General features: G+C 74.4%; 16 protein-coding genes and 1 tRNA gene. 6 read left to right on the top strand and 11 right to left on the bottom strand.

Annotated features, from left to right (window positions below; all coding sequences use genetic code 11):
• Positions 1 to 248 precede the first annotated feature (248 nt).
• Complete coding sequence (locus ACIRD3_RS00225; protein WP_402209249.1) at positions 249 to 965, bottom strand: TetR/AcrR family transcriptional regulator; 717 nt, start codon at positions 963 to 965, stop codon at positions 249 to 251.
• A 156-nt stretch (positions 966 to 1,121) separates the two neighbouring features.
• Between ACIRD3_RS00225 and ACIRD3_RS00220 the strand changes: the two genes are divergently transcribed.
• Together ACIRD3_RS00220 and ACIRD3_RS00215 are read left to right on the top strand one after the other, a co-directional pair.
• The gene (locus ACIRD3_RS00220; protein WP_402209247.1) at positions 1,122 to 2,549 is read left to right on the top strand and encodes an MFS transporter; all 1,428 of its coding nucleotides are present in this window, start codon (positions 1,122 to 1,124) and stop codon (positions 2,547 to 2,549) included.
• Positions 2,550 to 3,121: 572 nt separating this feature from the next.
• Entirely contained in the window at positions 3,122 to 5,521 is a 2,400-nt protein-coding gene (locus ACIRD3_RS00215; protein WP_402209245.1) for a SpoIIE family protein phosphatase, read from the top strand.
• A gap of 121 nt (positions 5,522 to 5,642) precedes the next feature.
• Here ACIRD3_RS00215 and ACIRD3_RS00210 read toward each other — a convergent pair.
• The 7 genes from ACIRD3_RS00210 to ACIRD3_RS00180 form a co-directional block, all read right to left on the bottom strand.
• Positions 5,643 to 5,716 (bottom strand) — tRNA-Pro (locus tag ACIRD3_RS00210).
• Between the two features lie 138 nt (positions 5,717 to 5,854).
• Complete coding sequence (locus ACIRD3_RS00205; RefSeq protein ID WP_402209243.1) at positions 5,855 to 7,255, bottom strand: MFS transporter; 1,401 nt, start codon at positions 7,253 to 7,255, stop codon at positions 5,855 to 5,857.
• Positions 7,256 to 7,400: 145 nt separating this feature from the next.
• Positions 7,401 to 8,189, bottom strand: coding sequence for a DUF1684 domain-containing protein (locus ACIRD3_RS00200; protein WP_402209241.1), 789 nt, complete (start codon positions 8,187 to 8,189; stop codon positions 7,401 to 7,403).
• A 256-nt stretch (positions 8,190 to 8,445) separates the two neighbouring features.
• Positions 8,446 to 9,315, bottom strand: a complete 870-nt coding sequence (locus tag ACIRD3_RS00195) for an acyl-CoA thioesterase (protein WP_402209239.1) — start codon at positions 9,313 to 9,315, stop codon at positions 8,446 to 8,448.
• A gap of 235 nt (positions 9,316 to 9,550) precedes the next feature.
• Complete coding sequence (locus ACIRD3_RS00190; RefSeq protein ID WP_402209237.1) at positions 9,551 to 10,162, bottom strand: alpha-ketoglutarate-dependent dioxygenase AlkB; 612 nt, start codon at positions 10,160 to 10,162, stop codon at positions 9,551 to 9,553.
• 248 nt (positions 10,163 to 10,410) lie between these two features.
• Positions 10,411 to 10,803, bottom strand: a complete 393-nt coding sequence (locus tag ACIRD3_RS00185; protein WP_402209236.1) for a transglycosylase family protein — start codon at positions 10,801 to 10,803, stop codon at positions 10,411 to 10,413.
• Positions 10,804 to 10,970: 167 nt separating this feature from the next.
• Complete coding sequence (locus tag ACIRD3_RS00180; RefSeq protein WP_402209234.1) at positions 10,971 to 11,738, bottom strand: transglycosylase family protein; 768 nt, start codon at positions 11,736 to 11,738, stop codon at positions 10,971 to 10,973.
• A 591-nt stretch (positions 11,739 to 12,329) separates the two neighbouring features.
• On the opposite strand from ACIRD3_RS00180, the gene ACIRD3_RS00175 reads away from it, so the two are divergent.
• On the top strand, positions 12,330 to 13,160 hold the full coding sequence (locus ACIRD3_RS00175) for a hypothetical protein (RefSeq protein WP_402209232.1): 831 nt from the start codon (positions 12,330 to 12,332) through the stop codon (positions 13,158 to 13,160).
• A 352-nt stretch (positions 13,161 to 13,512) separates the two neighbouring features.
• On the top strand, positions 13,513 to 14,454 hold the full coding sequence (locus tag ACIRD3_RS00170; RefSeq protein WP_402209230.1) for a hypothetical protein: 942 nt from the start codon (positions 13,513 to 13,515) through the stop codon (positions 14,452 to 14,454).
• Between the two features lie 132 nt (positions 14,455 to 14,586).
• Here ACIRD3_RS00170 and der read toward each other — a convergent pair whose 3' ends face one another.
• The 3 genes from der to ACIRD3_RS00155 form a co-directional block, all read right to left on the bottom strand.
• On the bottom strand, positions 14,587 to 16,041 hold the full coding sequence (gene der / locus ACIRD3_RS00165) for a ribosome biogenesis GTPase Der (RefSeq protein WP_402209228.1): 1,455 nt from the start codon (positions 16,039 to 16,041) through the stop codon (positions 14,587 to 14,589).
• A gap of 288 nt (positions 16,042 to 16,329) precedes the next feature.
• The gene (gene cmk, locus ACIRD3_RS00160) at positions 16,330 to 17,043 is read right to left on the bottom strand and encodes a (d)CMP kinase (protein WP_402209227.1); all 714 of its coding nucleotides are present in this window, start codon (positions 17,041 to 17,043) and stop codon (positions 16,330 to 16,332) included.
• Positions 17,044 to 17,265: 222 nt separating this feature from the next.
• Complete coding sequence (locus ACIRD3_RS00155) at positions 17,266 to 18,351, bottom strand: prephenate dehydrogenase (RefSeq protein WP_402209225.1); 1,086 nt, start codon at positions 18,349 to 18,351, stop codon at positions 17,266 to 17,268.
• A gap of 512 nt (positions 18,352 to 18,863) precedes the next feature.
• Between ACIRD3_RS00155 and ACIRD3_RS00150 the strand changes: the two genes are divergently transcribed.
• Positions 18,864 to 21,236 (top strand): DUF4139 domain-containing protein, encoded by a 2,373-nt coding sequence (locus tag ACIRD3_RS00150; protein ID WP_402209223.1) that lies wholly within the window; start codon positions 18,864 to 18,866, stop codon positions 21,234 to 21,236.
• A 2-nt stretch (positions 21,237 to 21,238) separates the two neighbouring features.
• Entirely contained in the window at positions 21,239 to 22,846 is a 1,608-nt protein-coding gene (locus ACIRD3_RS00145) for a DUF4139 domain-containing protein (RefSeq protein ID WP_402209221.1), read from the top strand.
• Positions 22,847 to 22,925 lie beyond the last annotated feature (79 nt).

Genomic DNA, 22,925 nt, shown 5'->3' with positions numbered 1-22,925 from the left:
TGCGGTCACGCTACAACGCCGGACCCGGCCACTCGTATATGCGTTTCTCATGACTTCGGACGGCATTCCCGGCATGGGCGCGGAATCGGTCGGCGGCCCTGGGAAAACCCGGTGCGCGGGCACGCGGAATCCACGCGGAATCAGGAATGGCGCACCTGGACGCGCGGAAATCGTTCCCGGGACGCCGAGCCCGCACGACCGACGGTCCCGCCCGGATGTTCAACTGCCCGGGACGGACAGTTGAACGGTCAGCTCGACCCCGCGTCCGGCGTCCCCGACGGCTCGGCCGGGCACTGCGCGAGCAGGCCGTCGACGAAGGCGCGCAGACCCTGCTCGAAGGTGTCCTGCGCGGCCAGTGCCGCCCACCGGTCGGCGATGGCGGCCAGGGTCGGATGCCGCAGCGGGCCCCCGGAGTCGCCGAAGTAGGGGTTGAGGCAGGTGGGGTCCTCCTCGTCCATCGTGCGGCGGCTGGTGTGCGCGCGCACGAGGATCTCGCCGACCGTGTAGTACCAGATGCTGCGGAAGATCCGCACGGTCTGCTCCAGGGGGCATCCGGCGTCGACGATGCCGGCCAGGATCGTCTCGACCAGCCACAGGAACGAGTCACCGAGCCGGGCGATGAACCCGTCGGTGGTGAGCACCTCGGCCGCCCAGGGCCACGCCGACAGGCCGTCATGGATCGCGACGGCGGCCGTGATGATCCGTTCCCGCGGCTCGCCCGGCAGCTCGGGGTGCGGAATCCGCTCCGCGTACTCGTGGATCAGCAGGAACAGCAGGTCCTCCTTGTCCCGCACGTGCGAGTACAGGGTGGTCGTCCCGACGCCGATCTCGGAGGCGAGCCGACGGACCGTCAGCTTCTCCCAGCCGCACTCGTCGATGAGGGCGCGGGCCGCGGTCAGGATCTGATCGCGGGAGGTCACGGGCGGGCGGCCGACCGGCCGGCGCGGGGTGTGGGATCGGGGCATCGCCCCATCATGCCCCCGCCGCGCCACCCGGTGTGCACCACCTGCGCGGTCGACACCCCGCCGCCGCCGCTGCTAATTTCGGAACATGGTCGGAAACTCTACCGGCCCGACCGGAGCGCAGAGGGGCTGGGTGCGGTGGCAAGTACGCAATTAGCGATGGAGAAGACGAGCGTGACGCGCGGCGCGCGGCCCGGGGCCACCCTCGCCGCGGTCTCCGTGGTGCAGTTCATGGTGTCGCTGGACCTGACGGTGGTGAACGTCGGACTCCCGCAGATCAGCAGCGGCCTCGGCTTCAGCGAAGTGGGCCTGACCTGGGTGATCCACGCCTACGCCCTCACCTTCGGAGGCCTGCTCCTGCTGGGCGGCAAGATCGCCGACCGGTACGGGCACAAGCGCGTGATGCTGCTCGGTCTCGGCCTGTTCGGCCTGTCCTCCCTGGCCGGCGGCCTGGCCCAGGCACCCGGCCAGCTGGTGGCCGCGCGCGCCGTGCAGGGCATCGGCGCCGCCGCCGTGGCGCCGGCGGCCCTGGCCCTGCTCTCCTCGACCTTCCCCGGCGGGAAGGAGCGGGTGAAGGCCTTCGGCATCTGGAGCGCGGTGAACGCCTCCGGCGGCGCCGTCGGCGTCCTGGTCGGCGGACTGCTCACCCAGTACGCGGGCTGGCAGTGGGTGATGTACGTCAACCTGCCGATGGCCGCCGTCGCCCTGGCCCTGGCCTGGCGCGGCATCGCCCGGGACACCCTGGCCGCGCGCCGCGGCCGCCCGGACGTGCTGGGCGCCGTGCTGGCCACGGCGGGTGCCGCCCTGCTCGTGTTCGGTGTCGTCCGCACCGACCAGCACCCGTGGACCTCCCCGACCACCGTGACCACCCTGGCGGTCGCCGTCGCCCTGCTGGCCGCCTTCGTCCAGGTCGAACGGACCACCAAGCGCGACCCGCTGATCCGCCTCGGCCTGTTCACCAACCGCTCGGTCGCGGGCGCCAACCTCTTCATCCTGCTGTTCGGCGGGGCCATGGCCTCGGCCCTGTACTTCGTCTCCCTCTACCTCCAGCGGGTCCTCGGCGGCAGCCCGGCCCGCGCCGGGGTCGAGTTCCTGCCGTTCATGGTGGGCGTGGTCGTCGGATCCACCCTCGCCGTCAAGGTCGGGTACCGGTTCGCCCCCCGCAACATGCTGATCATCGGCGGCACGCTGGCCGCGGCCGGCTACGCCTGGTTCAGCCTGATGCGTGCCGACGGCACCTTCCTGATCGACGTCATCGGCCCGTCCGTCGTCGCCAGTCTCGGCATCGGCCTCTGCCTCGCACCGGCCGTCTCCATCGCCACCGGGGGCGTCCAGCCCCACGAGGCGGGCGCCGCCTCCGGCCTGCTCAACAGCACGCGCCAGATCGGCGCCTCGCTCGGCCTCGCCGCCCTCGGCACCGCCGCGGCCGACCGCACCGGCAGGACGATCACGCCCGACACCCTGGCCGACGGTTACGCGCTCGGCATGCTGATCGGCGCCGGACTCCTCGCCGTCGCCGTCCTCATCGCGCTCTTCGTCCTGCCCCGCCCCGCCCGCCCCGCCGCCGACGGAGCACAGAAGCCGTGACCTGACGGTCCGCACCGCCCCACCCGTCCCTGCGGACGCGGCCCCCGGCGATCAGGGATCCCCCCGACCCCTCGCCAACGGGGGCCGCGTCCGCACCGGCTCGCGACCCGCCCGACCGCGGCGCCGCCCCGCCGACGGCCGGGACAGGGCGCACGACCACCCTCGACCACACGCACACCGTGCAGGCGCACTCCGCCGGCGCGTGACATCACGTCACACTGCCGTCATCTCGGGGCCGATGACCCGCGCTCGACGCGGGGAAGCGTTCGCCGCCCTCGCACCGGGGTGTGCACCCTCTCCGTACTCCTCGGCGGCCTCGGGTCCGCACAGCGCGATCAGCCTCCGGGACGGGCCCGCGCGGCCGGCGGCCGCCGGCTGCGGGGCCGCGGGGCCGCGGGGCCGCGGGGCGCGGGCGTGACGGAGGCCGCCGGTGCTGCTGTGGCTGATCCACGGACCCCGGACTACGCTGGTGCTCCCGTCGATCTGTGAGTGGTCATGCCGTGACGAGTCAGGATGGGCGCCCTCCGGAGGGCCGACCGCCCCCGTGGGGCGGCAGCGACACGGGCACGGCGGTGGCGATCGTCGACGCCCACGGGTACGTGACGCGCTGGAACGCCGGTGCCGAACGGTTGCTGGGCCATCCCGCCGCCGACGTCGTGGGCCGGCCCGCGGCGGACCTGCTGGCCGAGCCCGTCACGGTCGACGACGTGCGACGCGCCCTGGCCGGGAACCCGGAACGCTGTAGCGGCCCCCTCGCCCTGCGGCACCGCGACGGGCGGCGCGTGGACGTGACCGCGGTCGCCCATCACGAGGTGCCGCGCGGCGGGGCGCCGGACGACGCACCGGACGACCCGCCGCACGACACGCCGGACAGCTGGCGCGTGGTGTGCGCGCTGACGGGGCCGGATCCCCGGCCCGAGGACGAGGACCTCGCGCGGTGGGCCTTCGAGCAGTTGCCCCGCTGCGCCGTCTCGCTGTACGACGCACAGCTCCGGTACCGCGGCTCCAACCAGGCCATGGTCCCCGTCCTCGGCCTGCCGGACAGCGCGGTGCGCGGCCTGGGCATCCTCGACATCACCACCCAACCGCAGGCCGTCGACCTCGCCGACGGGCTGCGCCGCGCGCTGGAGGGCGGCGAGCCGGTGCACCTGGAGAGCTTCCAGCGCACCGGGGGCGAGCGACGGATCCACGCGTGGTCCGTCGACTTCGCTCCCCTGAAGGACCCCGACGGCACGGTGCGCGGTGTCGCCCTCGTCGCCCACGACACCACCGAGCAGTACTGGGCGCGCAAGCGCCTGGTCCTGCTCAGCGAGGCCGCCGGCAGGATCGGAAGCACGCTGGACCTCGGCCGAACCGCGCGTGAGCTGCTGGAGGTGACCGTCCCCGAGCTCGCCGACTTCGCCAGCGTCGACCTCCTCACCGCCCTCGAAGCCGACGTCGAACCGACGGCGGACGAGCTCTCCGGCGGGGTGATGCTCCGGCGGATCGCGCACCGCTTCACCCCGGGCACGCTGCTGCCGACCGTGCTGGAGATCGGTACCACCGACAGCTATCCGGAGTTCTCGCCCCCGGCGCGCGCGCTCGCCACGGGCGGCGGCGTGCTCTGCCACGCCGAGGACCCCGCCTTCGCGCACTGGATGGAGACGGACGGCCGGCGCGCCGCGATCATCCGGGACCAGGGCTACCACTCGATCCTGGCGGTACCGCTGCGTGCCCGCGGGGTGACGCTCGGCGTCTGCGTGTTCTACCGCCGCAGCCGCGCCGACCGCATGGAACGGTTCGGGCAGGACGACCTCCTGCTGGCCGAGGAGCTGGCCGCCCGAGCCGCCGTCGCGATCGACAACGCCCGCAGGTACACCCGGGAGCGCGAGACCGCGCTCGCCCTGCAACGCAGCCTCCTGCCGCAGCGCATGCCGGAGCAGGCCGCGATGGAGGCGGCTTCCCGGTACGTCCCGGCGTCGACGCGCTCCGGGATCGGCGGCGACTGGTTCGACCTGATCCCGCTCTCCGGTGCCCGCATCGCCCTGGTCGTCGGCGACGTCGTGGGCCACGGCATCCGCGCCACCGCCACCATGGGCCGGCTGCGCACCGCCGTACGCACGCTCTCGGACGTGGACCTGCCGCCCGACGAGCTGCTGACCAGCCTGGACGATCTCGTCGGGCGGCTGTCGTCGGAGGCCGGAGCCACGGGAGAGGTCGGCGAGATCGGAGCGACCTGCTGCTACGCCGTCTACGACCCGGTGTCACGGACCTGCACGATGGCCAGCGCGGGGCACCCGCCCCCGGTGATCGTCCCGCCTGGGGGCCCGCCGAAGGCGGCCCGGCTGTCGATCGGCCCGCCGCTCGGCGTCGGCGGACTGCCCTTCGAGGCGAGGACGGTGGAACTGGCCGAAGGCAGCCTGGTGGCGCTGTTCTCCGACGGCCTGATCGAGACCCGCGAGCGCGACGTCGACGAGGGATACCGACGTCTGTCCCGGGTGCTCGCACGGACGGGCCCCTCACTGGAGGACGCCTGCGACGCGGTCCTCGACGAGCTGGTGACGGGTCGCCCCCGTGACGACGTGGCCCTGGTCATCGCGCGCACCGGCGCCCTGGACGACGACCACGTCGCCACCTGGGAGGTCCCGTCCGACCCCTCCGCGGTCGCGACCGTCCGCAAGGCGGTCTCGCAACGGCTCTCCGACTGGGGCGCGAGCGAGCAGATCTACTCGGCGGAACTGATCGTCAGCGAGCTGGTGACCAACGCGATCCGCTACGCGGCCCCGCCGATCACCCTGCGCCTGATCCGCGACCGGACCCTGATCTGCGAGGTCTCGGACGCCACCAGCACCTCCCCGCACCTGCGCCGCGCCCGGGACTGGGAAGAGGGCGGCCGCGGCCTGCTGCTCGTCGCCCAGATGGCCCACCGCTGGGGCACCCGACACAGCCTCACCGGCAAGACCATCTGGGCCGAGATCCCCCTCCTCCCCTGAGACTCCCCCACCCCACCCACCAGACCCGCCCAGGCCACAGCCGCCGCCCGCCTGCCGCCCCATCAACAAAAAGGCCGCCGGCCTGGGATTCCTCCCGGCCAACGGCCTCTCCGACACACTGTCGGGACGACAGGATTTGAACCTGCGACCCCTTGACCCCCAGTCAAGTGCGCTACCAAGCTGCGCCACGTCCCGTGGTCTCGGCGCCTGCAGCGGGGCCTGGGGGGCTCTGCTGTGGGCTTCTCGACCTTGTCCCCGGTTGTCCCGGCGACGTGGAAAACAATACAGCACGTCGAGGGGTGCTCGCTGCCAGGTTTCGGGGGAGCGCGCGGGTCAGGGGGTCGGGTGGCGGGCGTCGTAGGTGAGGAAGGCGGGGCGGCGGGCGGCGAGGAGGAGGACGGCGGCGACGCAGGCGAGGCCGCCGCTGATCACGGAGGTGGCCGGGTTGGTGAGGGCGGCGACGGTGCCGGACTCGAAGTCGCCGAGGCGGGGGCCGCCGGCCACGACGACGATGAAGATCCCTTGGAGTCGGCCGCGCATCTCGTCGGGGGCGGCGACCTGCATCATCGTGTTGCGGAAGATCATGCTGACGGTGTCGGCGCAGCCCGCGACCGCGAGGAAGAGGAGGCCGAGCCAGAGGTTGTGGAGGGCTCCGAAGGCGGCGATGGCCAGGCCCCAGGCGGCGACGGCGGCGAGGACGGCGATGCCCTGGCGGTGCACGCGGCCGACCCAGCCGGAGAAGAGCGCGCCGATCAGGGCGCCCACAGCGGGGGCGGAGACCAGCAGGCCGACGGTGCCGGCGTCGCCGCCGTAGAAGGTGACGGCGATGGCGGGGAAGAGGGCGCGGGGCATGCCGAAGACCATCGCGGCCAGGTCGGCGAGGAAGCTGGTGCGCAGGTTGGGCTGCTCGCGCAGGAAGCGGAGGCCGTCGAGGACGGAGGCGCGGCCCTTGCGTTCGCCGAGCGGGCGCATGGCGGGCAGGCGCCACATCGCGTAGAGGGTGCCGGTGAAGGCGACGGTGTCGAGCAGGTAGGCGGCCTGGGCCCCGTAGGCGCCGATGAGGACGCCGCCGAGCATGGGGCCGACGGTGAGGCCGAGGTTCATGCTGACGGTGTTCAGGGCGTTCGCGGCCGGGAGCTGGTGGGTGGGCACCAGCCGGGGGATCATCGCGGAGCGGGCCGGCGAGCTGAGGGCGAAGAACCCGGCTTGGACGGCGACGGCGGCGTACAGGACGGCGACCAGGCCGAGTCCGGCGAAGGCCTGTGCGGCCAGGACGGCGGAGACGGCCGCCAGCCCGCCCGAGCCGATGAGGCCCAAGCGGCGCCGGTCGACGGTGTCGGCGATCGCTCCGCCGTACAGGCCGAAGACGACCAGCGGGACGAGGGAGAAGATGCCGACCAGGCCGGTCGCGAAGGCGGACCCGGTCAGGTCGTAGACCTGGACGGAGACGGCGACGGCCGTCATCTGCTGGCCTATCGAGGAGACGGCCTGGCCGAGCCACACCCGGCGGTAGTCGGCGTGGTCGCGCAGCGGGCTGAGGTCGGCGAAGGCCCGGCGGTACCAGGGCGCGGCGGTGGCCACCGGATCGTCCGGCAGGGGTCCGGCGGTGGCGGTGACTGCCTCGGTCAGCGCGGTGTCGGCGGCCGCGCGCCCGTCCGCCGGATCGGGCCCGGCCGAGGCGCCGGGAGCCGTGTCCGCCGACGCGGCGGAGCTGGAATGTTGATCGTTCGACATAGTTCCCCATGCTCCGCCCCGCCCCCGACCGCTCCCGCACCGGGGCCCGCCCTTTGCCCGCCCGCGTCCCGCCACCACCGCCAGTCAGCCACCACCGCCGCCGCCGAGCAGCCCAGCCGCCGAGCAGCCGCCGCCTACACCCGCCCTACCGGGTCAGCACCTGCTTCTCCCCCGCCTCCACCGCGAAGTCCAGCCGGTTGCCCGGCGGCGGGAAGGGGCAGATGAAGTGGTCCGAGAAGGCGCACGGCGGCAGGTAGGCCCGGTTGAAGTCGAGGACCGTACGGCCGTCGGCGTCCGGCGCCGGCAGGGTGATGAAGCGGAAGCGGTAGGTGTCGATGCCGCTGCCCGCGTCCGCGATCACGCCGCTGAGGCGGTTGCCCGACCGGCTGACGGTCAGCGTGCGGTGCTCACCGGCCACGGTGAAGGCGATCTGCCCGGTGACGGCGAGCGGGCGCTCCTTGCCGTCGGCGTTCGGGACGACGACCGACCGGCCCTCGTCCTCGAACGGCGTGAAGACGGCGGGTACGGCCCACTCGGGCGCGTAGGAGTACGCGGAGATGCCCGCGAAGGCGGTGCGGCGGGGCGAGGCGGGGTCGAAGACCCGCAGGGCCAGTTCGCCCTCGCGTTCGATCGGGACGAGCAGCAGGTCGCCCAGGGTGGCGGTGTCGGCGGCCGGGTCGCTGTCGGGGCGCAGCAGCACCTCGCCGTCCACCGGCCCGTCCGTGCCGGCCACGGTGATGCCGTCGGCCGCCGCCGCCAGGAGCCGGACGCCCTCGCCGTCGGCCCACCAGCGCCCGGGGAGGCCGGGGATCTCGGCGGGCTCGGACTCCAGCCAGTGCGTGCCGGTGAGGGCGGCCTGGCCGTGCGGCGCGCTCACGGCCGCCGCCCGGCTGTCGCTCCAGTGCTTCCAGTCCTCCGCGGCCGTCGCCGTCATCGGTCCACCCTCCCGGTCGGTCCGCGGGCGGCCCGCTGTTCGGGCCGCCCGTCTCGGTCATCCACAACACCGCCCGGCCGGGCGGATCATTCCCGTCGGTCCGGAGCCGTCGAAACCGCAACCCGGCGGCAACACACCGACACACCGCTCAACACGCCGCACACACACGGCGGCCGACACCCGCGGTCCACACGGCGGCCGGCCCGGCGGCCGAGCCCGTCGCCGGCGCCGCGGCTCACCCGCCGCCACCCGCCGCCTATCCTTCCCGGCGCTTCAGCGGCCGGAACAGCCCCTCCTGCACCACGGACACCACGAGCTGCCCGTTGCGGTCGAAGATCTGCCCGCGGGCCAGGCCCCGCGCTCCGTGCGCGATCGGGGACTCCTGCTGGTACAGCAGCCAGTCGTCCGTGCGGAACGGCTGGTGGAACCACATCGCGTGGTCCAGCGAGGCCATGTCGAAGTGCCGTTCGCCCCACAGCGGCTCGACGGGGGCGCGGACGGCGTCCAGCAGCGTCATGTCGCTGGCGTAGGTGAGGGCGCAGACGTGGATCAGCGGATCGTCCGGCAGCGGGCCGTTGGTGCGCAGCCAGACGCCACTGCGCGCCTCGACGCCGGCCAGCTCCTCCTGCGTCCAGCGCAGCCGGTCGACGTACCGGACGTCGAAGGGCTGGCGGCGGCTGATGAACGGGGGCAGTTCGCCGAGCCGGGAGCCGACCTCCTCCAGCGCGCTGGGCAGGTCCTCCGGGGCGGCGACCTCCGGCATCGGGTACTGGTGCTCGATGCCGCCTTCCTCGGGTCTGTGGAAGTCGGCGGTGAGCGCGAAGATCGACCGGCCGCCCTGGATGGCGAGCACCCGGCGGGTGGTGAAGGAGCGGCCGTCCCGGATCCGGTCGACCTGGTAGACGATCGGCACGCCGGGCACACCGGGGCGCAGGAAGTAGGCGTGCAACGAGTGGACGGGGCGCTGGTCCTCGACCGTGCGGCCCGCCGCGACCAGCGCCTGCCCGGCGACCTGTCCGCCGAACGTCCGCTGCAGCGCCTCCTCGGGGCTGCGCCCGCGGAAGATGTTCAGTTCGATCTGCTCCAGGTCGAGCAGATCGACCAGGTCGTCGACGGGGGTTCCCATGAGCGCACGCTCCCTCTCCGAGCTTCGAGCTCCGATCCCTCCGGATGCGGACTCTCGATCGAATTCTCCAGCTCACTCGAATTCTCCGGCGACCCGGGTCATTCCCGCTCTGCGCGTCCGAGCCCCCAGTTCACTCGAACGAGTAAACGAGTGAACGAACAGTCGACGGAAGAGGCGACGGAGGAGTCCACGGAAGCGGCGACGGAGGGGCCGACGAGAGACCCGGCCGGGCGCCCTACGCCCCCAGCCCCGACTCCCGCACCGTGATGTTCAGCCGCCCCACCAACCCCAGCTCCGGCTCCGCCGTCCCCGGCAGGGTGCGCACCACCCCGTGGTACGCGAACCGGGCCGGGCCGCCGAAGACCAGCAGGTCCCCGCTGCGCAGTTCCAGGTCCGTCCACGGCCGGGTCCTGGTCTCGGTGTTCCCGAGCCGGAAGACACAGCGGTCGCCGAGCGAGAGCGAGACCACGGGCGCGTCCGTCCGCTCGTCGCGGTCCTGGTGGAGGCCCATCTTGGCGCCGTGCGGGTAGTGGTTGACGATCGCGATGTCCGGCTCGTACGACGGGGCGCCCGCGATCTCCGGCAGCTGCTCCCGGTAGGCGTCCGCGACCGCCCGGCGGGCGAGGAGACCCAGCTCGGGCGGGAACGGCTTGACGGGCGCACCGTCCTCGGCGACCCGCCGGTACCCGTACGGGTACCAGTGCCACCCGAGGCTCACCATCCGTACGGACATCATTCCGCCGGTGGGCATCCGCACCGCGTGCAGGCCGGCCGGCGGGCGGGCCCACTCCCGGCAGGCCGCGATCAGGCGCAGCTGCGCGTCGAGGTCCAGCCAGCCGGGCAGCACGACGGCGCCGGGGGCGGGCTCGAATCGCCCACGCGCCCGCTCCCCGGAAGCCCCCGACGCCCCCGACGCCCCGGAGGCCCTTGCAGCTCCGGAAGGCCCGGAAGCCCCGGGCAGATCGCCGAACAACTCGCCCTGGATCACCCCACCATCCTCCCGCAGCACCCCCTCCCGGGACCCGCCCGGGACCCGCCCGGGACCCGCCCGGGACCCGCCCGGGAGCCCCGGGAGCACCCGGACTCGCCCCTCCCCTACTCCCGCGCGGCCTCGCCCCCACCCCCGCTCAGCCCCAACTCCCGCGCGCAGGCCGGCCAGGCTTCCCACCCCTGCCGCCGCACGATCACCTCGCCGACGGTCGTCTGCTCCCGTCGGCTCGCCCGGTCCGGCCGGTCGGCGAAGCGCAGCCCGTCGGACTCCTCCCAGGTGGACGGCCGGATCTGCAGCCCGCCGTAGTAGCCGTTCCCGGTGTCGGCCCGCCAGTCGCCACCGCTCTCGCAGTCGGCGAGTTCGTCCCACACCGGATCCGCGACCCGGACGGCCGCACCGGCCGGCACGCCGCCAGGGGCGACGGCCAGCACCAGAACCACGACGAGCCCGGCCCGCACCACGGCCCGGCCTCTACTCTCCTCACGCGCATGCGGCACGGCAGCCGACCCTAGGCACACTGCGCGCCGCCCGCCACGGAACGCCGACGGCCACTCCTCCACTCGGCGGAGTACCCGCGCGAGGGAGGAGCGGCCGTGGGAGCCGGAGCCGTGGGCAGCACGAGCAGCGGTGTCAACCGCTCACGAAGCCCCGAGCGCTCAGGCGCTCAGATGCTGAGGGTCTGGCCCGGGAAGATCAGGTCGGGGTTGCCACCGATGACCTTGGTGTTGTTCTTGTACACGTCGTGCCAGTCCAGGCCCTGCGCGGCGGCGATGGAGCTCAGGGTGTCACCGGACTTGACGGTGTAGTTGCCCTTGGCCGGCTTGGCGTCGTTCGAGCCGGTCCAGGCCTTGGCACCGTTGTCGGCCTTCGGAGCGGCAGCCTTCGGGGCAGCGGCCTTCGGGGCGGCTTCAGCCTTGGGAGCCGCGGCCTTCGGGGCCTGCGCCGGCTTGGCAGCCGGGGCGGCGGGCTTCGCGGCCGGGGCGGCCGGCTTGGCGGCGGCCGAGCCGGCCGAGGTGTCGACGGCGGCCGGGGCGCCGCCCTTGGTCAGGCCGGCCTTGACGGAGCAGACGGGCCAGGCGCCCGGGCCCTGCGAGGCGAGGACCTTCTCGGCGACGGCGATCTGCTGCGCCTTGGTGGCCAGGTTGGCCTGCGAGGCGTAGGCGGTGCCACCGTAGGCGGCCCAGGTGCTGGAGGTGAACTGCAGACCGCCGTAGAAACCGTTGCCGGTGTTGATGGCCCAGTTGCCGCCGCTCTCGCACTGGGCGACGGCGTCCCAGGTGGAGACGGAGGCGGCGGAGGCCGAGGTGGCCGTGACGAGGCCGGCCACCGGCAGGGCCGCGACAGCGGCGCCCGCCACGACAGCCATCCGAACGCGGTTGCGCTTGGTGGCGGTGGAGGTGGTGGCAGCGGCGGTCTCGTTACGGAAGGTCATGGGGTTCCTCTCGACAGCCCCGGGCGGGCATGCGGAACCAGACCCCGTGAAGGGTCGCGTTCGCTTGCCGCGTCCGTCGGACGGCCGTGCACGTGTCGGACGTGCCGCTGCCGCCCCGGCCACCCAGCCGCTCGCCGACGACCTGTTCGAGCGATCGCGTCGGCGGGCACCTGCCACGCCCGGCGGACCGGGGGGCTGTGCGTCGGGGGTGAACCCGGGTGGCGCTCGTTGCGCCGACCAAGAAGCTACGAGCCGGTCGGCAAGGAATTCAAAACTTGAACGGTCTGCCCAGCTCAGCCAAGGGTTACCGGCGGTAAGACCCCCACAATCTTGTCCGAAATGTCGGATTTAACCGTTGATTCCTAGATCAAACATCGGCGCAGCGTGACCCACCTCACCGCTTCATTCCGGCAGTCCCGTCACCGACATCGACAGATTGCGACCACGGGAACACGCGGCGCGGTCGGATCCGGAGCAATTCCCGTCAGCCTCACCGGGCACCCGTGACGCCTGACACAAGGGCCCGTTGGTCATGTCGCCCTCTCCGTGTCCGCCCGAAGCCCCAACCGCACACCCATCCGAGGAGACCCTGTGCCGCGCATGCTCGAACTCAGCGACGAGGTCCGGTCCGAGATCGGCGACGACGAGGCCGACCGCCTACTCGGCGGCGACCGCGCCCCCGACAGCTACGAGTGCACCTCCTGCCGCACCCCCGGCGACACCCACGTGGAGCCCACCAGCACCGTGCTGTTCGTCGGCAACGAGACCGCCGTGCTCGCCTTCGCCCACGCCCGCTGCATCCCCTCCCAGGTCGTTCCGGTCTCCGAGGAACAGCTGGCCGGGGCCGTCCGCAGCATCAGCCAGGCCCAGACCAGCGCCCCGGACCTCACCGTCGCCGCCCCCTCCCCGGCCGCCCCCGCGGGCTCCGCGCCCCAGCCGACCGCCCCCGGCCAAGCCGCCATCCTCGGCATCACCTGCGGGCTGGTCCTGCACGGCAAGGTCGGCCACGCCTCGCTGGTCGTCGAGCCGACCGGGCCGGTCGGCCGCCCGGGCAGCACCTCGGGCGAGGACGAGTTCCTCGACCTCCTCCAGGACGCCGGCTTCCAGCCCGTCACCGACCTGGACGAGACGCCGGAGCAGCTGCCCGGCTGGTCGGTCCTGGTGGCGATGGGCAAGCTGCACGCGATCCTGCAGCCCGCCGCGGCCGGCGGCAGCACCGGCTGGTGGCAGGCGCACCAGCCGCTCCAGGTCACCGAGGCCTGGCGGATGGCGGCGAGCCAGCTCTCCGAGGTGACCATGTACGCCGTTCCGGCCGGCATGGTCGGGCGCCAGCCCCGCGAGGACCTGCTGCGCCAGGCGCTCGAACGGGCGGTGGCGCTCGGCCAGGTGGTCGCCGCCTCGCTCCCGCTCGCCGGCACCTGATCCGCTCCGCTCCCCCACCCGACGCGTCGGACGGCGGCCGTCCCTCCCCCACCTGGGCCGCCTCCGGCGCGGGCTCGCCCCCCGCCCCCGCCCCCGCGCTAGCCCGCCGCGAGCCCCCGGCGGGCCCCACGCGCATGAGCTTCGCTCATGACCACCGCCATGAGTTCCTCTCATACCCCGCGGCCATGAGCTCCTCTCATGAGCACCACCCGTGAGCGAAGCTCATGAACAGCACCCCTCATGAGCTCTGCTCATGAGCAGCCCCATGAGCCCCTCTCATGAGCCCCCTATGAACCCCTCTCATGGCTCCGCCATGAGCATCACTCATGAGCATCACTCATGAGCGCCACACATGAGCGCCACACATGAGCGCGCCCGCATGAGCGCCCCGCATCCCCCGTCCCTCTCGCTCGTTGGCCCCTACGTGTACAGCTACGACGTCTCCGCGTCCCCCGGCCGCTCCACCACCGCTCCCCGCTCGATCCCGGGCATGCGCCCGTCGTACGACGCCGAGCACCCGCACTCCACCACGCCGATCTACGACGAGCTGTACTCCGAGTACCGGCGCCTGTTCCGTGCCCTGCCCGGCGACCGCTCGGGCGAGGAGGACCTGGCGTTCACCGGCTTCGCGGTCCGCGACACCTACCCGCTGCTCGGTGAGCAGCGCCCGTACCCGCCCCAGCACCAGGCCTTCCACACCCTCGCGGGCCAGATGCCGGGCCTCCCGCAGTTCACGGCGTCGCAGCCGCACGGCACCGGCCCCGCCTCCGGCCACCACGCCGGTCACGCCAGTCACTCCGGTAACGCCAGCCAGGCCGGCCAGGCCGGTCACATCGGCCACCAGCACGGCGTCCACAGCCACACCGGCGGCCACCACCACCCCATGAGCCACGCAACCCATACGACCCATACGACCCACACGACGACCCACTCGCCGCAGACATCCCATCCGGCACACCCCGCGCACCCCGGCCACCCCGGCCACCACCCCGAAGCCACCGCCCCCACGAGCGACGGCCTCGGTCACGCCGCCCCGGCCCCCGCCGCCGTCCCGTCTCTGCCGCAGCCCGCCGGCGTCGGAGCCCAGTTCACCAACGGCCAGGGCTGGGTCGCCGCCGGCTACCTCGGCGCGGTCCCGCACACGATGGCCGTTCCCGCGCCCACGCCACCGGCGCCGCCCGCCCCGTCCCCGGTGATGGGTACGGCCATGGGGCTCGCCACCGCCCCGTCCACCGGCGGCCGCCACCGTCAGATGCTCTCCCTCCCCCCGGGGCGCAACGGCGACCACCACTGACGACCGCACGGAACAGCCGGGGAAACACCGAAGGGCCCCGCCACACCACCGTGACGAGACCCTCCGGTCGCAGGCCGTCGGCCGGCCCGTTCCGCCGACCGCCTACCTGCCCCTCCACCTGCCTACCGACTACTACTTCTTCTTGCGCTTCTCCCGGACACGCACCGAGATCGAGATCGGCGTCCCCACGAACCCGAACTCCTCACGCAGCCGGCGCTCGATGAATCGCCGGTAGCCGGCCTCCAGGAAGCCCGAGGCGAAGAGCACGAACCGCGGCGGACGGATGCCCGCCTGGGTGCCGAACAGGATGCGCGGCTGCTTGCCACCACGGATCGGGTGCGGGTGCGCGGCCACCAGCTCGCCGAGGAAGGCGTTCAGGCGCGCGGTGGGGATGCGGGTCTCCCAGCCCTCCAGCGCGGTCTCGATCGCCGGGACGAGCTTCTCCATGTGCCGCCCGGTCTTGGCCGAGACGTTGACGCGCGGGGCCCACTGCACCTGGACGAGGTCGCGCTCGATCTCGCGCTCCAGGTAGTAGCGGCGCTCCTCGTCCAGCTGGTCCCACTTGTTGTAGGCGACGACGACGGCGCGCCCGGCCTCGACGGCCATCGAGATGATCCGGGTGTCCTGCTCGGCGAGGGTCTCGCTGGCGTCGATCAGGACGACCGCGACCTCGGCCTTCTCCAGCGCGGCGGCGGTGCGCAGCGAGGCGTAGAAGTCGGCGCCTGCGGTCAGGTGGACGCGGCGGCGGATACCGGCGGTGTCCACGAACTTCCAGGTCTTGCCACCGAGTTCGATCATCTCGTCGACCGGGTCACGGGTGGTGCCGGCCAGCTCGTTGACGACCACGCGCTCCTCGCCGGCGACCTTGTTCAGCAGGCTGGACTTGCCGACGTTGGGCCGGCCGATCAGCGCGATGCGGCGCGGGCCGCCGGGGGCGGCGTCACCGAAGGTCTGCGGCGGGGCCTCGGGCAGCGCGGCCATGACGGCGTCCAGCAGGTCACCGGAGCCGCGGCCGTGCAGGGCGGAGACCGGGTACGGCTCACCCAGGCCCAGCGACCACAGGTAGGCGGCCTCGGCCTCGGTGGAGGGGCCGTCGACCTTGTTGGCGCACAGGACGGTCGGCTTGCCCGCCCGGCGGATGATCTTGATCAGGGCCTCGTCGGTGTCGGTGGCGCCGACCGTGGCGTCCACGACGAACAGCACCGCGTCGGCCTGCTCGATGCCCAGCTCGGCCTGCGCGGCCACCATGGCGTCGATGCCGAGGACGTCGATCTCCCAGCCGCCGGTGTCGACGACCTTGAAGCGGCGGCCGTTCCAGCTGGCCTCGTAGGTGACCCGGTCGCGGGTGACGCCCGGCTTGTCCTCGACGACGGCCTCGCGGCGGCCGATGATGCGGTTCACCAGGGTCGACTTGCCGACGTTCGGGCGGCCGACGACGGCCAGCACCGGCAGGCGGACGTGCTCGGCACCGTCGACGGCGTCGAAGCCGTCGATGTCGAAGCCCTCCTCTGCGGCGAGGGCCATGAACTCGGCGTAGTCGGCGGCGTCCAGCCCGCCGTGATCGGCGGCGGAGTGCTCTGTGGTCATGTTCGTCTGTTCCGTTTCCCGGCCCGGCCCTTCCCAGGGGCGTGCCGTGCGTACCTGCCCCGTTCGGGGCAGCGCGATGGTTGTCTCCGCGGCGCCTCGGCGGCCCACGGTTCACTCAGTGGTGGTCGTTCCCGACCACGCGGGTCAGCCTCACCTGCCGGTCCGGCCGAACCAAGCCGGTCGGACCTGCCGAGCAGGTCCGACGTGCCGAGCAGGTCGGACGTGCCAAGCCGGTCCGACCGCGCCAAGCCGGTCGGCCAGGCCGAGCGGGGCCGGACCAGGCCCCGGTCAGACCGACGACAGCCCGGCCCGCTCCTCCACCAGCGCGGCGATCCGGTCGATCACCTGCTCCAGGGTGAGGTCGCTGGTGTCCACCAGGACCGCGTCCGCGGCCTGGGTCAGCGGGGCCGTCTCCCGGGAGGAGTCGGCGGCGTCCCGGCGGGCGAGGTCGGCGGCCATCGCGGTGATGGTCGCCTCGTCCACGCCCTTGGCGCGCAGCTCGGCGGCCCGGCGCGCGGCCCTGGCTCCCTCGGAGGCGGTCAGGAAGACCTTGAGGGTGGCGTCCGGGAACACCACGCTCCCCATGTCCCGGCCCTCGGCGACGATGCCGCGCTCGGCGACCTCGGCGCAGCCGCGCTGCAGCTCCACCAGCCGCGCCCGCACGGCCGGCACCGCGGCCACGGCGCTGACCTGCGCCGTCACCTCGGGACCGCGGATCGGACCGGAGACGTCCTGGCCGTCCACCGTGATGGTGGGGCCGTCGGCGTCCGTACCCGACACGATCACCGGCTTGCCGCACGCGACGGCGATCGCCTCCGCGTCGTCGACGTCGACCTCGTTGGCCAGCATCCACCAGGTCATCGCCCGGTACATGGCGCCGGTGTCCAGGAAGCTCAGGCCCAGCCGGGCGGCGACCGCCCTCGAGACGGTCGACTTGCCGGAGCCGGAGGGTCCGTCGATGGCGACGACGACCGGGGCGTGCGCTCGGTCGGCAGTGTCCACGGGGGCGAACCTCTCTCTGAGCATGGGAGCCGAAGCCTGCGCAGGCGGACGGCCGGGGATTGTCTCCCTCAAGGTTAATGGACCGCCGCAGTCACGGACTCCGCCGCCCATCGGGGCCACCCCACACCCACCGGGCCCCGCACCCCGTACCCCGGCCCCGAACCCCGGCCCCGACGCGCAGCCCCGGCCCCGAACCCCGGCCCCGACGCGCAGCCCCGAACCTCAGTCCCGAACGCTCCACCCACTCGCCCGCAGCGCCTTCACCAGCCGCTTCACCGCCGTCGGCGCCACCGACAGCTGGACGAAGCCGACCTGCTGCCCGGTCGAGTGCTCGATGACGACGTCCTCGATGTTGACCCCGGCGTCGCCGACCTCCCCGAACAGCCGGCCCAGCTCGCCCGGCTGGTCACCGAGGACGACCGACACCGTCTCGTACCGGGTGGGCGGCGCCCCGTGCTTGCCGGGAATCCGGGCCTGGCCGGTGTTGCCGCGCCGCATGACCGCCTCGATCCCGGTCGCGCCGGCAAGCCGCTCGCCCTCCTCGGCCGCCTGCATGGCCCGCAGCGCGGTGACGGTCCGGCCGAGGTCGAGGGCGACCTCCTCCAGGATGTCGGCGACCGGGCCCGCGTTGGCGGAGAGGATGTCGACCCACATGCCGGGGTTGGAGGCGGCGATCCTGGTGACGTCGCGCACACCCTGGCCGGAGAGCCTTATGGCCGTCTCGTCGGCGTTCTCCAGCCGGGCCGCGACCAGCGAGGACAGCAGCTGCGGGGCGTGCGAGACCAGGGCGACGGCCCGGTCGTGCTCGGCGGCGTCCATCACGATCGGCATCGCACCGCAGAGCGCGACCAGCTCCAGCCCGGCGTTGAGCGTGTCGGTGTCGGTGTCGGCGGTCGGAGTGAGCACCCAGGGGCGGCCCTCGAAGATGTCGGCGCGCGCGGCCAGCGGACCGGAGCGCTCGCGGCCGGCCATCGGGTGGCTGCCGATGTAGTGGACGGTGTCGCAGCCGAGCGCGGCGATCTCGCTGCCGGGGCCGGCCTTCACGCTGGCGACGTCGGTGTACCAGTGCGCCAGGTTGCGGCGCTGGCAGTCGGCGAGCACCTTGCCGACCAGCGCCGGCGGGACGGCGATGATCGCCAGGTCCACCGGGCCGTCGGCCGGGTCGGTGGTACCCGCGCCGAGGGACTCGGCGGTGCGCGCGGCGTCCGGGTCGGCGTCCTCGAGATGGACGGTCAGACCCCGGGAGGTCAGGGCGAGCGCGGCGGAGGTGCCGATCAGTCCGGTGCCGACGACGACGGCAGTGCGCATGGCGGGTCGCTCTCCTCATGACGAATCTCGACAGGTGCCGGGACCGTCCGGGAGCACCCGCGCCCCATCCTCCCTCATCGGCCACGCCGAAGTCCCCACCTGCCACCCGGTAACCAGGAGGGCGGTTCCCGGCGGCTCCCGGCACCGGCAACCGCGACGGCCCCGGCCCCGTCCCCTCCAGTGGACACACCACGTGCGGGTACCCGTGCACACGCCGCACCCGGGAAATCCGGCGACGCCCGCACCGGAGCCGGGCAGACTGGCCGACCGGGGAAGGCGTGGACGGGCAGACGCCCGGACGGACGACCCGTGCGGGCCGTACGAACCGCACAGACCGTGCGGGCCGCACGGCCCGCACGGAGGCCCCCTGCCCAAGGAGGCCGACCGCGCTCCGCGGCGCACGGCAGCACACCGCCGACACCGCCGTACGTACGTGCACGCACGGCAAGCGGGCGACCCGCGCGCACGACGAGCGGCACGCGGCAGGCAACACGCGAACGAAGGGGTTGCGCATGGACGAACAGCACAGCGGCCGGACGGGGCGGACCGAACCGCCGGCCGTACCGGCCCACCCGTCGGTCCTGGACTCCGTGGTGGTGTACGCGGAGGGCGCGGTGTGCCGCCGCCGGGCCACCGTCCCGGTCCCGCGCGGCGGGCGGCTGCGGCTGACCGGTCTGCCCACCGCCCTGGACGGCCGCTCGCTGCGCGCCCGGGTGCTCGCCGGGCCGGCCGGCACCGCGGTCACCGAGGCCCGGCTGGAGCAGCTCGCCGAACTCCGCGATCCGCGGGAAGTCCCGGAACTGCGAAGGAAGGTGGACGAGGCGGCGGAACACCTCGGCGCGCTCAACGAGCGCCGCCGACTGGTCCTCGCCGCGATCGCCGACACCGCCGCCCTGCGCGCCGTACCGCCCCCGCAGCGCCCGGAGGAGCCGCTGCGCCGCACGCCCGCCGACGCCTGGCTGGAGCTCGCCGAGTTCGTCGACGAGCGGCTGAGCCGCCTCCAGCAGCGCGCGGAGGAGCTCAACCGGGAGATCGAACTCGCCGACCACGAGCACGCCTTGGCGGCCGACCGGCTGGAGCGGGCGTCCACCGCCGAGCGCGCCGAGCCGGTCGCGACCTCCGCCACCGTCCTGCTCACCCTCACCACGCGCGAGCCCGCGCCCCCCACCGACCCCGTCCCCACCGACCCCGTCCCCACCGACCCCGTCCCCACCGACCCCGGCTCCGGCCCCGAAACCCCCACCCCCGAAGCCCCCGACCCCGACCCCGCCCCCACCACGGCCCCCGAGCTGGAGCTGGAACTGGAGTACGGCGTCCCCGCCGCCCGCTGGGTGCCCGCCTACCGCCTCTCCTACCGCACCGGCTCCGACAGCGGCCACCTCGTCCTGCGGGCGAGCGTCGCCCAGCGCACCGGCGAGGACTGGACGGGCGTGCGCCTCGCGCTGTCCACCGCCGACCTCGACCGCCGCACCGACCTGCCCAAGCTCGCCTCGCTGCGGATCGGCCGCAGCCAGCCCGCCCCGCCGCCGTCCGGCTGGCGCGAACCCCCGGCCGGGCTGTCCGACCTCTTCACCGGCTACGACGCGGCCGGTGCCGACGCCCCCACCCCACGCCGCCAGGACCGACGGCAGGCCCGTCGGGAGGCCCGTCGCCTGGCGCGCCGCGACGCCCCGGCCGCGCCGCTCGCCGCCCGTCCCTCCGGCCCCCGGCCCGAGGCCCTCGCCCCCGTGGAGGGCGCCCCGCCCGCACCCTTCGGCCCGTACGGCGGCGGCGGAGGCCTGCTGAGCGCCGACGAGGCGATGCCCGCGCCCCCGCCCGGTCCGGGCGGCTTCGCCGGCTACGGCGGCCCCCCACCGGCCGCACTCGCCGCCCCCGCGGCCGTCCCCGCGGTCGCCCCCACCGCCCCCGCCCCACTGCCGCAGGCACCGGGCGGCCCCCCGCGGCCGGACGCCATGCGCTCCCGCCGCAGCGGTCCCGCCGCCCCGCCCCCGGCCCCCGCCTTCGCCCTCGCCGGCACCCCCGGCACCCCCGACATCCACGGCATCCCCAGCGCCACCCTGCTCGACTACCCCGACCTCGTCCTGGCCGGCCCGGACGAGCCCACCACCCGACGCGGCACCCTGCACCCCCGCCCCGAGCGGATCGAGCGCGAGGAGCTGGACTGGACCCTGCCCGGCGGCAACCCGGGCGAACAGATCCGCCGCCTCCCCCTCCCCCGCCACGCCGTCCCGCCCCGCGAGTCGGCCGGCTCCTTCGACCACCGCTTCGACGCCGCCGCCCCCGCCGACATCCCGTCCGACGGCACCTGGCACACCGTCACCGTGGACGAGATCCCGCTCACCGTCCGCCCCGAGTACGTCACCGTCCCCGCCGTCGAGGAGAAGGTGTACGCGACGCTGGTGCTGGCCAACCGCACCGACCGCGCCGTCCTGGCCGGCCCGGTCGAGGTCACCGTGGACGACGAGTTCCTGCTCACCGCCGCCCTGCCCACCCTGGCGCCCGGCGGCACGCGGCGCCTGGGCATCGGCGTCACCGAGAGCATCGAGGTGGCGCGCCGCGCCGAGCTGCTCGAGTCCACGACCGGCATGCTGAAGGGCAACAGCACCGTGCTCGACCACCGGGTGCACGTCCGGCTCGCGAACCGGCTCGGCCGCGCCGTCACGGTGGAGGTCCGCGAGCGCGTACCGGTCACCTCCGACGCCGAGATCCGGATCGAGGAGCGGGGCGACTGGCACGCCCCGACCGTCTCCACGCCGGACTGCCCGCCCAGCACCCGGCTCTGGCGGGTCGACCTGCCGCCGGGCGGCCGCACCGAGCTGGACGGCGGCTACCTGATCAAGATCCCGGCCGGAAAGGCCATCGTCGGCGGAAACCGGAGGAACTGACCATGACCGGAGACACCACCGCAGCGCCCGGGCCCCTCCCCTCCACCCACACACCCACCACGGCCCCCACGGCCACCGGTCCCCTCCCCGTCACCGCCGTCACCTGCCTCGAAGACCGCAGTCAGGTCGAACGCACCACGGCGGTCGCCCTCACCGCCGGCGTCCAGCGACTGCGCCTCGGACCGCTCACCGCCCTCGCCGTCGACCGCACCCTGCGCGCCGAGTCCGCCACCCCCGGGGTCCGCGTGCTGGACGCCCGGCTGGTGCGCGGCTGGGCCCCGCGCGCCCCGCTGCCGCCCGGCCCGGACGACTCGGAGCTGCGCCACCGGCTGCACCGGCTGGACGCCGACAGCCGTCTGGCCGACCAGACCCGCGCCCGCCTGGAGGCCCGGCTGGCCCTGCTCGCCCAGCTCTCCGCCGACCTGCTGCGCGAGATCGGCGAGGGCGCCGGCGTCGGCGAGCTGGAACGCACCCGCTGGGCGCGCGAGCTGGACCGGGTGGACGCCGAACGCGAGCGCTACGGCGAGGAGCTGCGCGCCACCCACTCCCGGCTGCGCCGCCTGGAGCAGGAACGCTCGCAGGCCATGATCGCCCTGGACGAGGCCGAGGAGGAGCCGGCCGAGCTGACCGCCCACCTGGACCTGACCGTCGAGGCGGCGCGGAGCGGACCGGCCGAACTGACCGTCTCCCACCTGGTCCCCTGCGCGCTCTGGCGCCCGTCCTACCGAGCGGTCCTGGACGGCGGCAGCCTGCGGCTGGAGTCGGAGGCGGTGGTCTGGCAGCGCACCGGCGAGGACTGGACCGACGCCCGGCTCACCTTCTCCACCGCCCGCTCCGCCCTGGCCACCGACCCCCCGGCCGTCACCGAGGACGTCCTGGTGCTGCGCGAGCGCACCGACGAGGAACGCCGCAAGGTCGAGGTCGAGCTGCGCGAGGAGGCGATCACCGAGCTCGGTCCGGCCTCCGGCGTCCCGGGCGTGGACGACGGCGGCGAGGTCCGGGTGCTGCCCGCCCCGGCCCCCGCCACGGTGCCCTCCGACGGCCGGGCGCACCGGGTGCCGCTCGGCGCCTTCACCGCCCCGGCGAGCAGCGAGTACGCCTGCGCCCCGGAGCTGTCCCCGCTGGTCACCCAGGTGGTCCGGTTCCGCAACGCGGCCGGGCACCCCCTGCTGGCCGGCCCCGTCGAGCTGGTCCGCGGCAGCGGCTTCACCGGCCGCGGGCAGCTGCGCTTCACCGCCGCCGGGGCCGACACCGAGCTCTCCTTCGGCAGTTCGGACGGCTACCGGGTGGTCCGCGAGACCGAGGAGCGCCAGGCCACCGGAGGCCTCACCGGCCGCCAGACCACCACCCGCACGGTTCGGCTGCACCTGTCCCGCTTCTCCGGCCCGGAGGAGCACGACGAGCGGATCGTCACGGTGCGCGAACGGGTGCCGGTCTCCGAGGTGTCGGCGGTCGAGGTCCGGCTGCGCAAGGAGGAGTGCTCCCCGGCCCCGGACGCCTTCGACGCCGACGGCATCGTCCGCTGGGACGTCCCGCTCGGCCCGGGCGCCCGCCGCACCCTCACCCTGGTGTACGAGGTCTCCGCCTCCGCCAAGGTGGCCGGACTCTGACCCCCACCCGGCCGCTCACGGTCGCGGCCACGGCCACGGCCCCACGGGTGACGGCCACTCAGGAACAAACCCGGCGACA

The organism is Kitasatospora sp. NPDC093550, assembly GCF_044764985.1.
Lineage (GTDB): Bacteria > Actinomycetota > Actinomycetes > Streptomycetales > Streptomycetaceae > Kitasatospora.
This window is presented reverse-complemented; position numbering and strand designations above follow the sequence as displayed.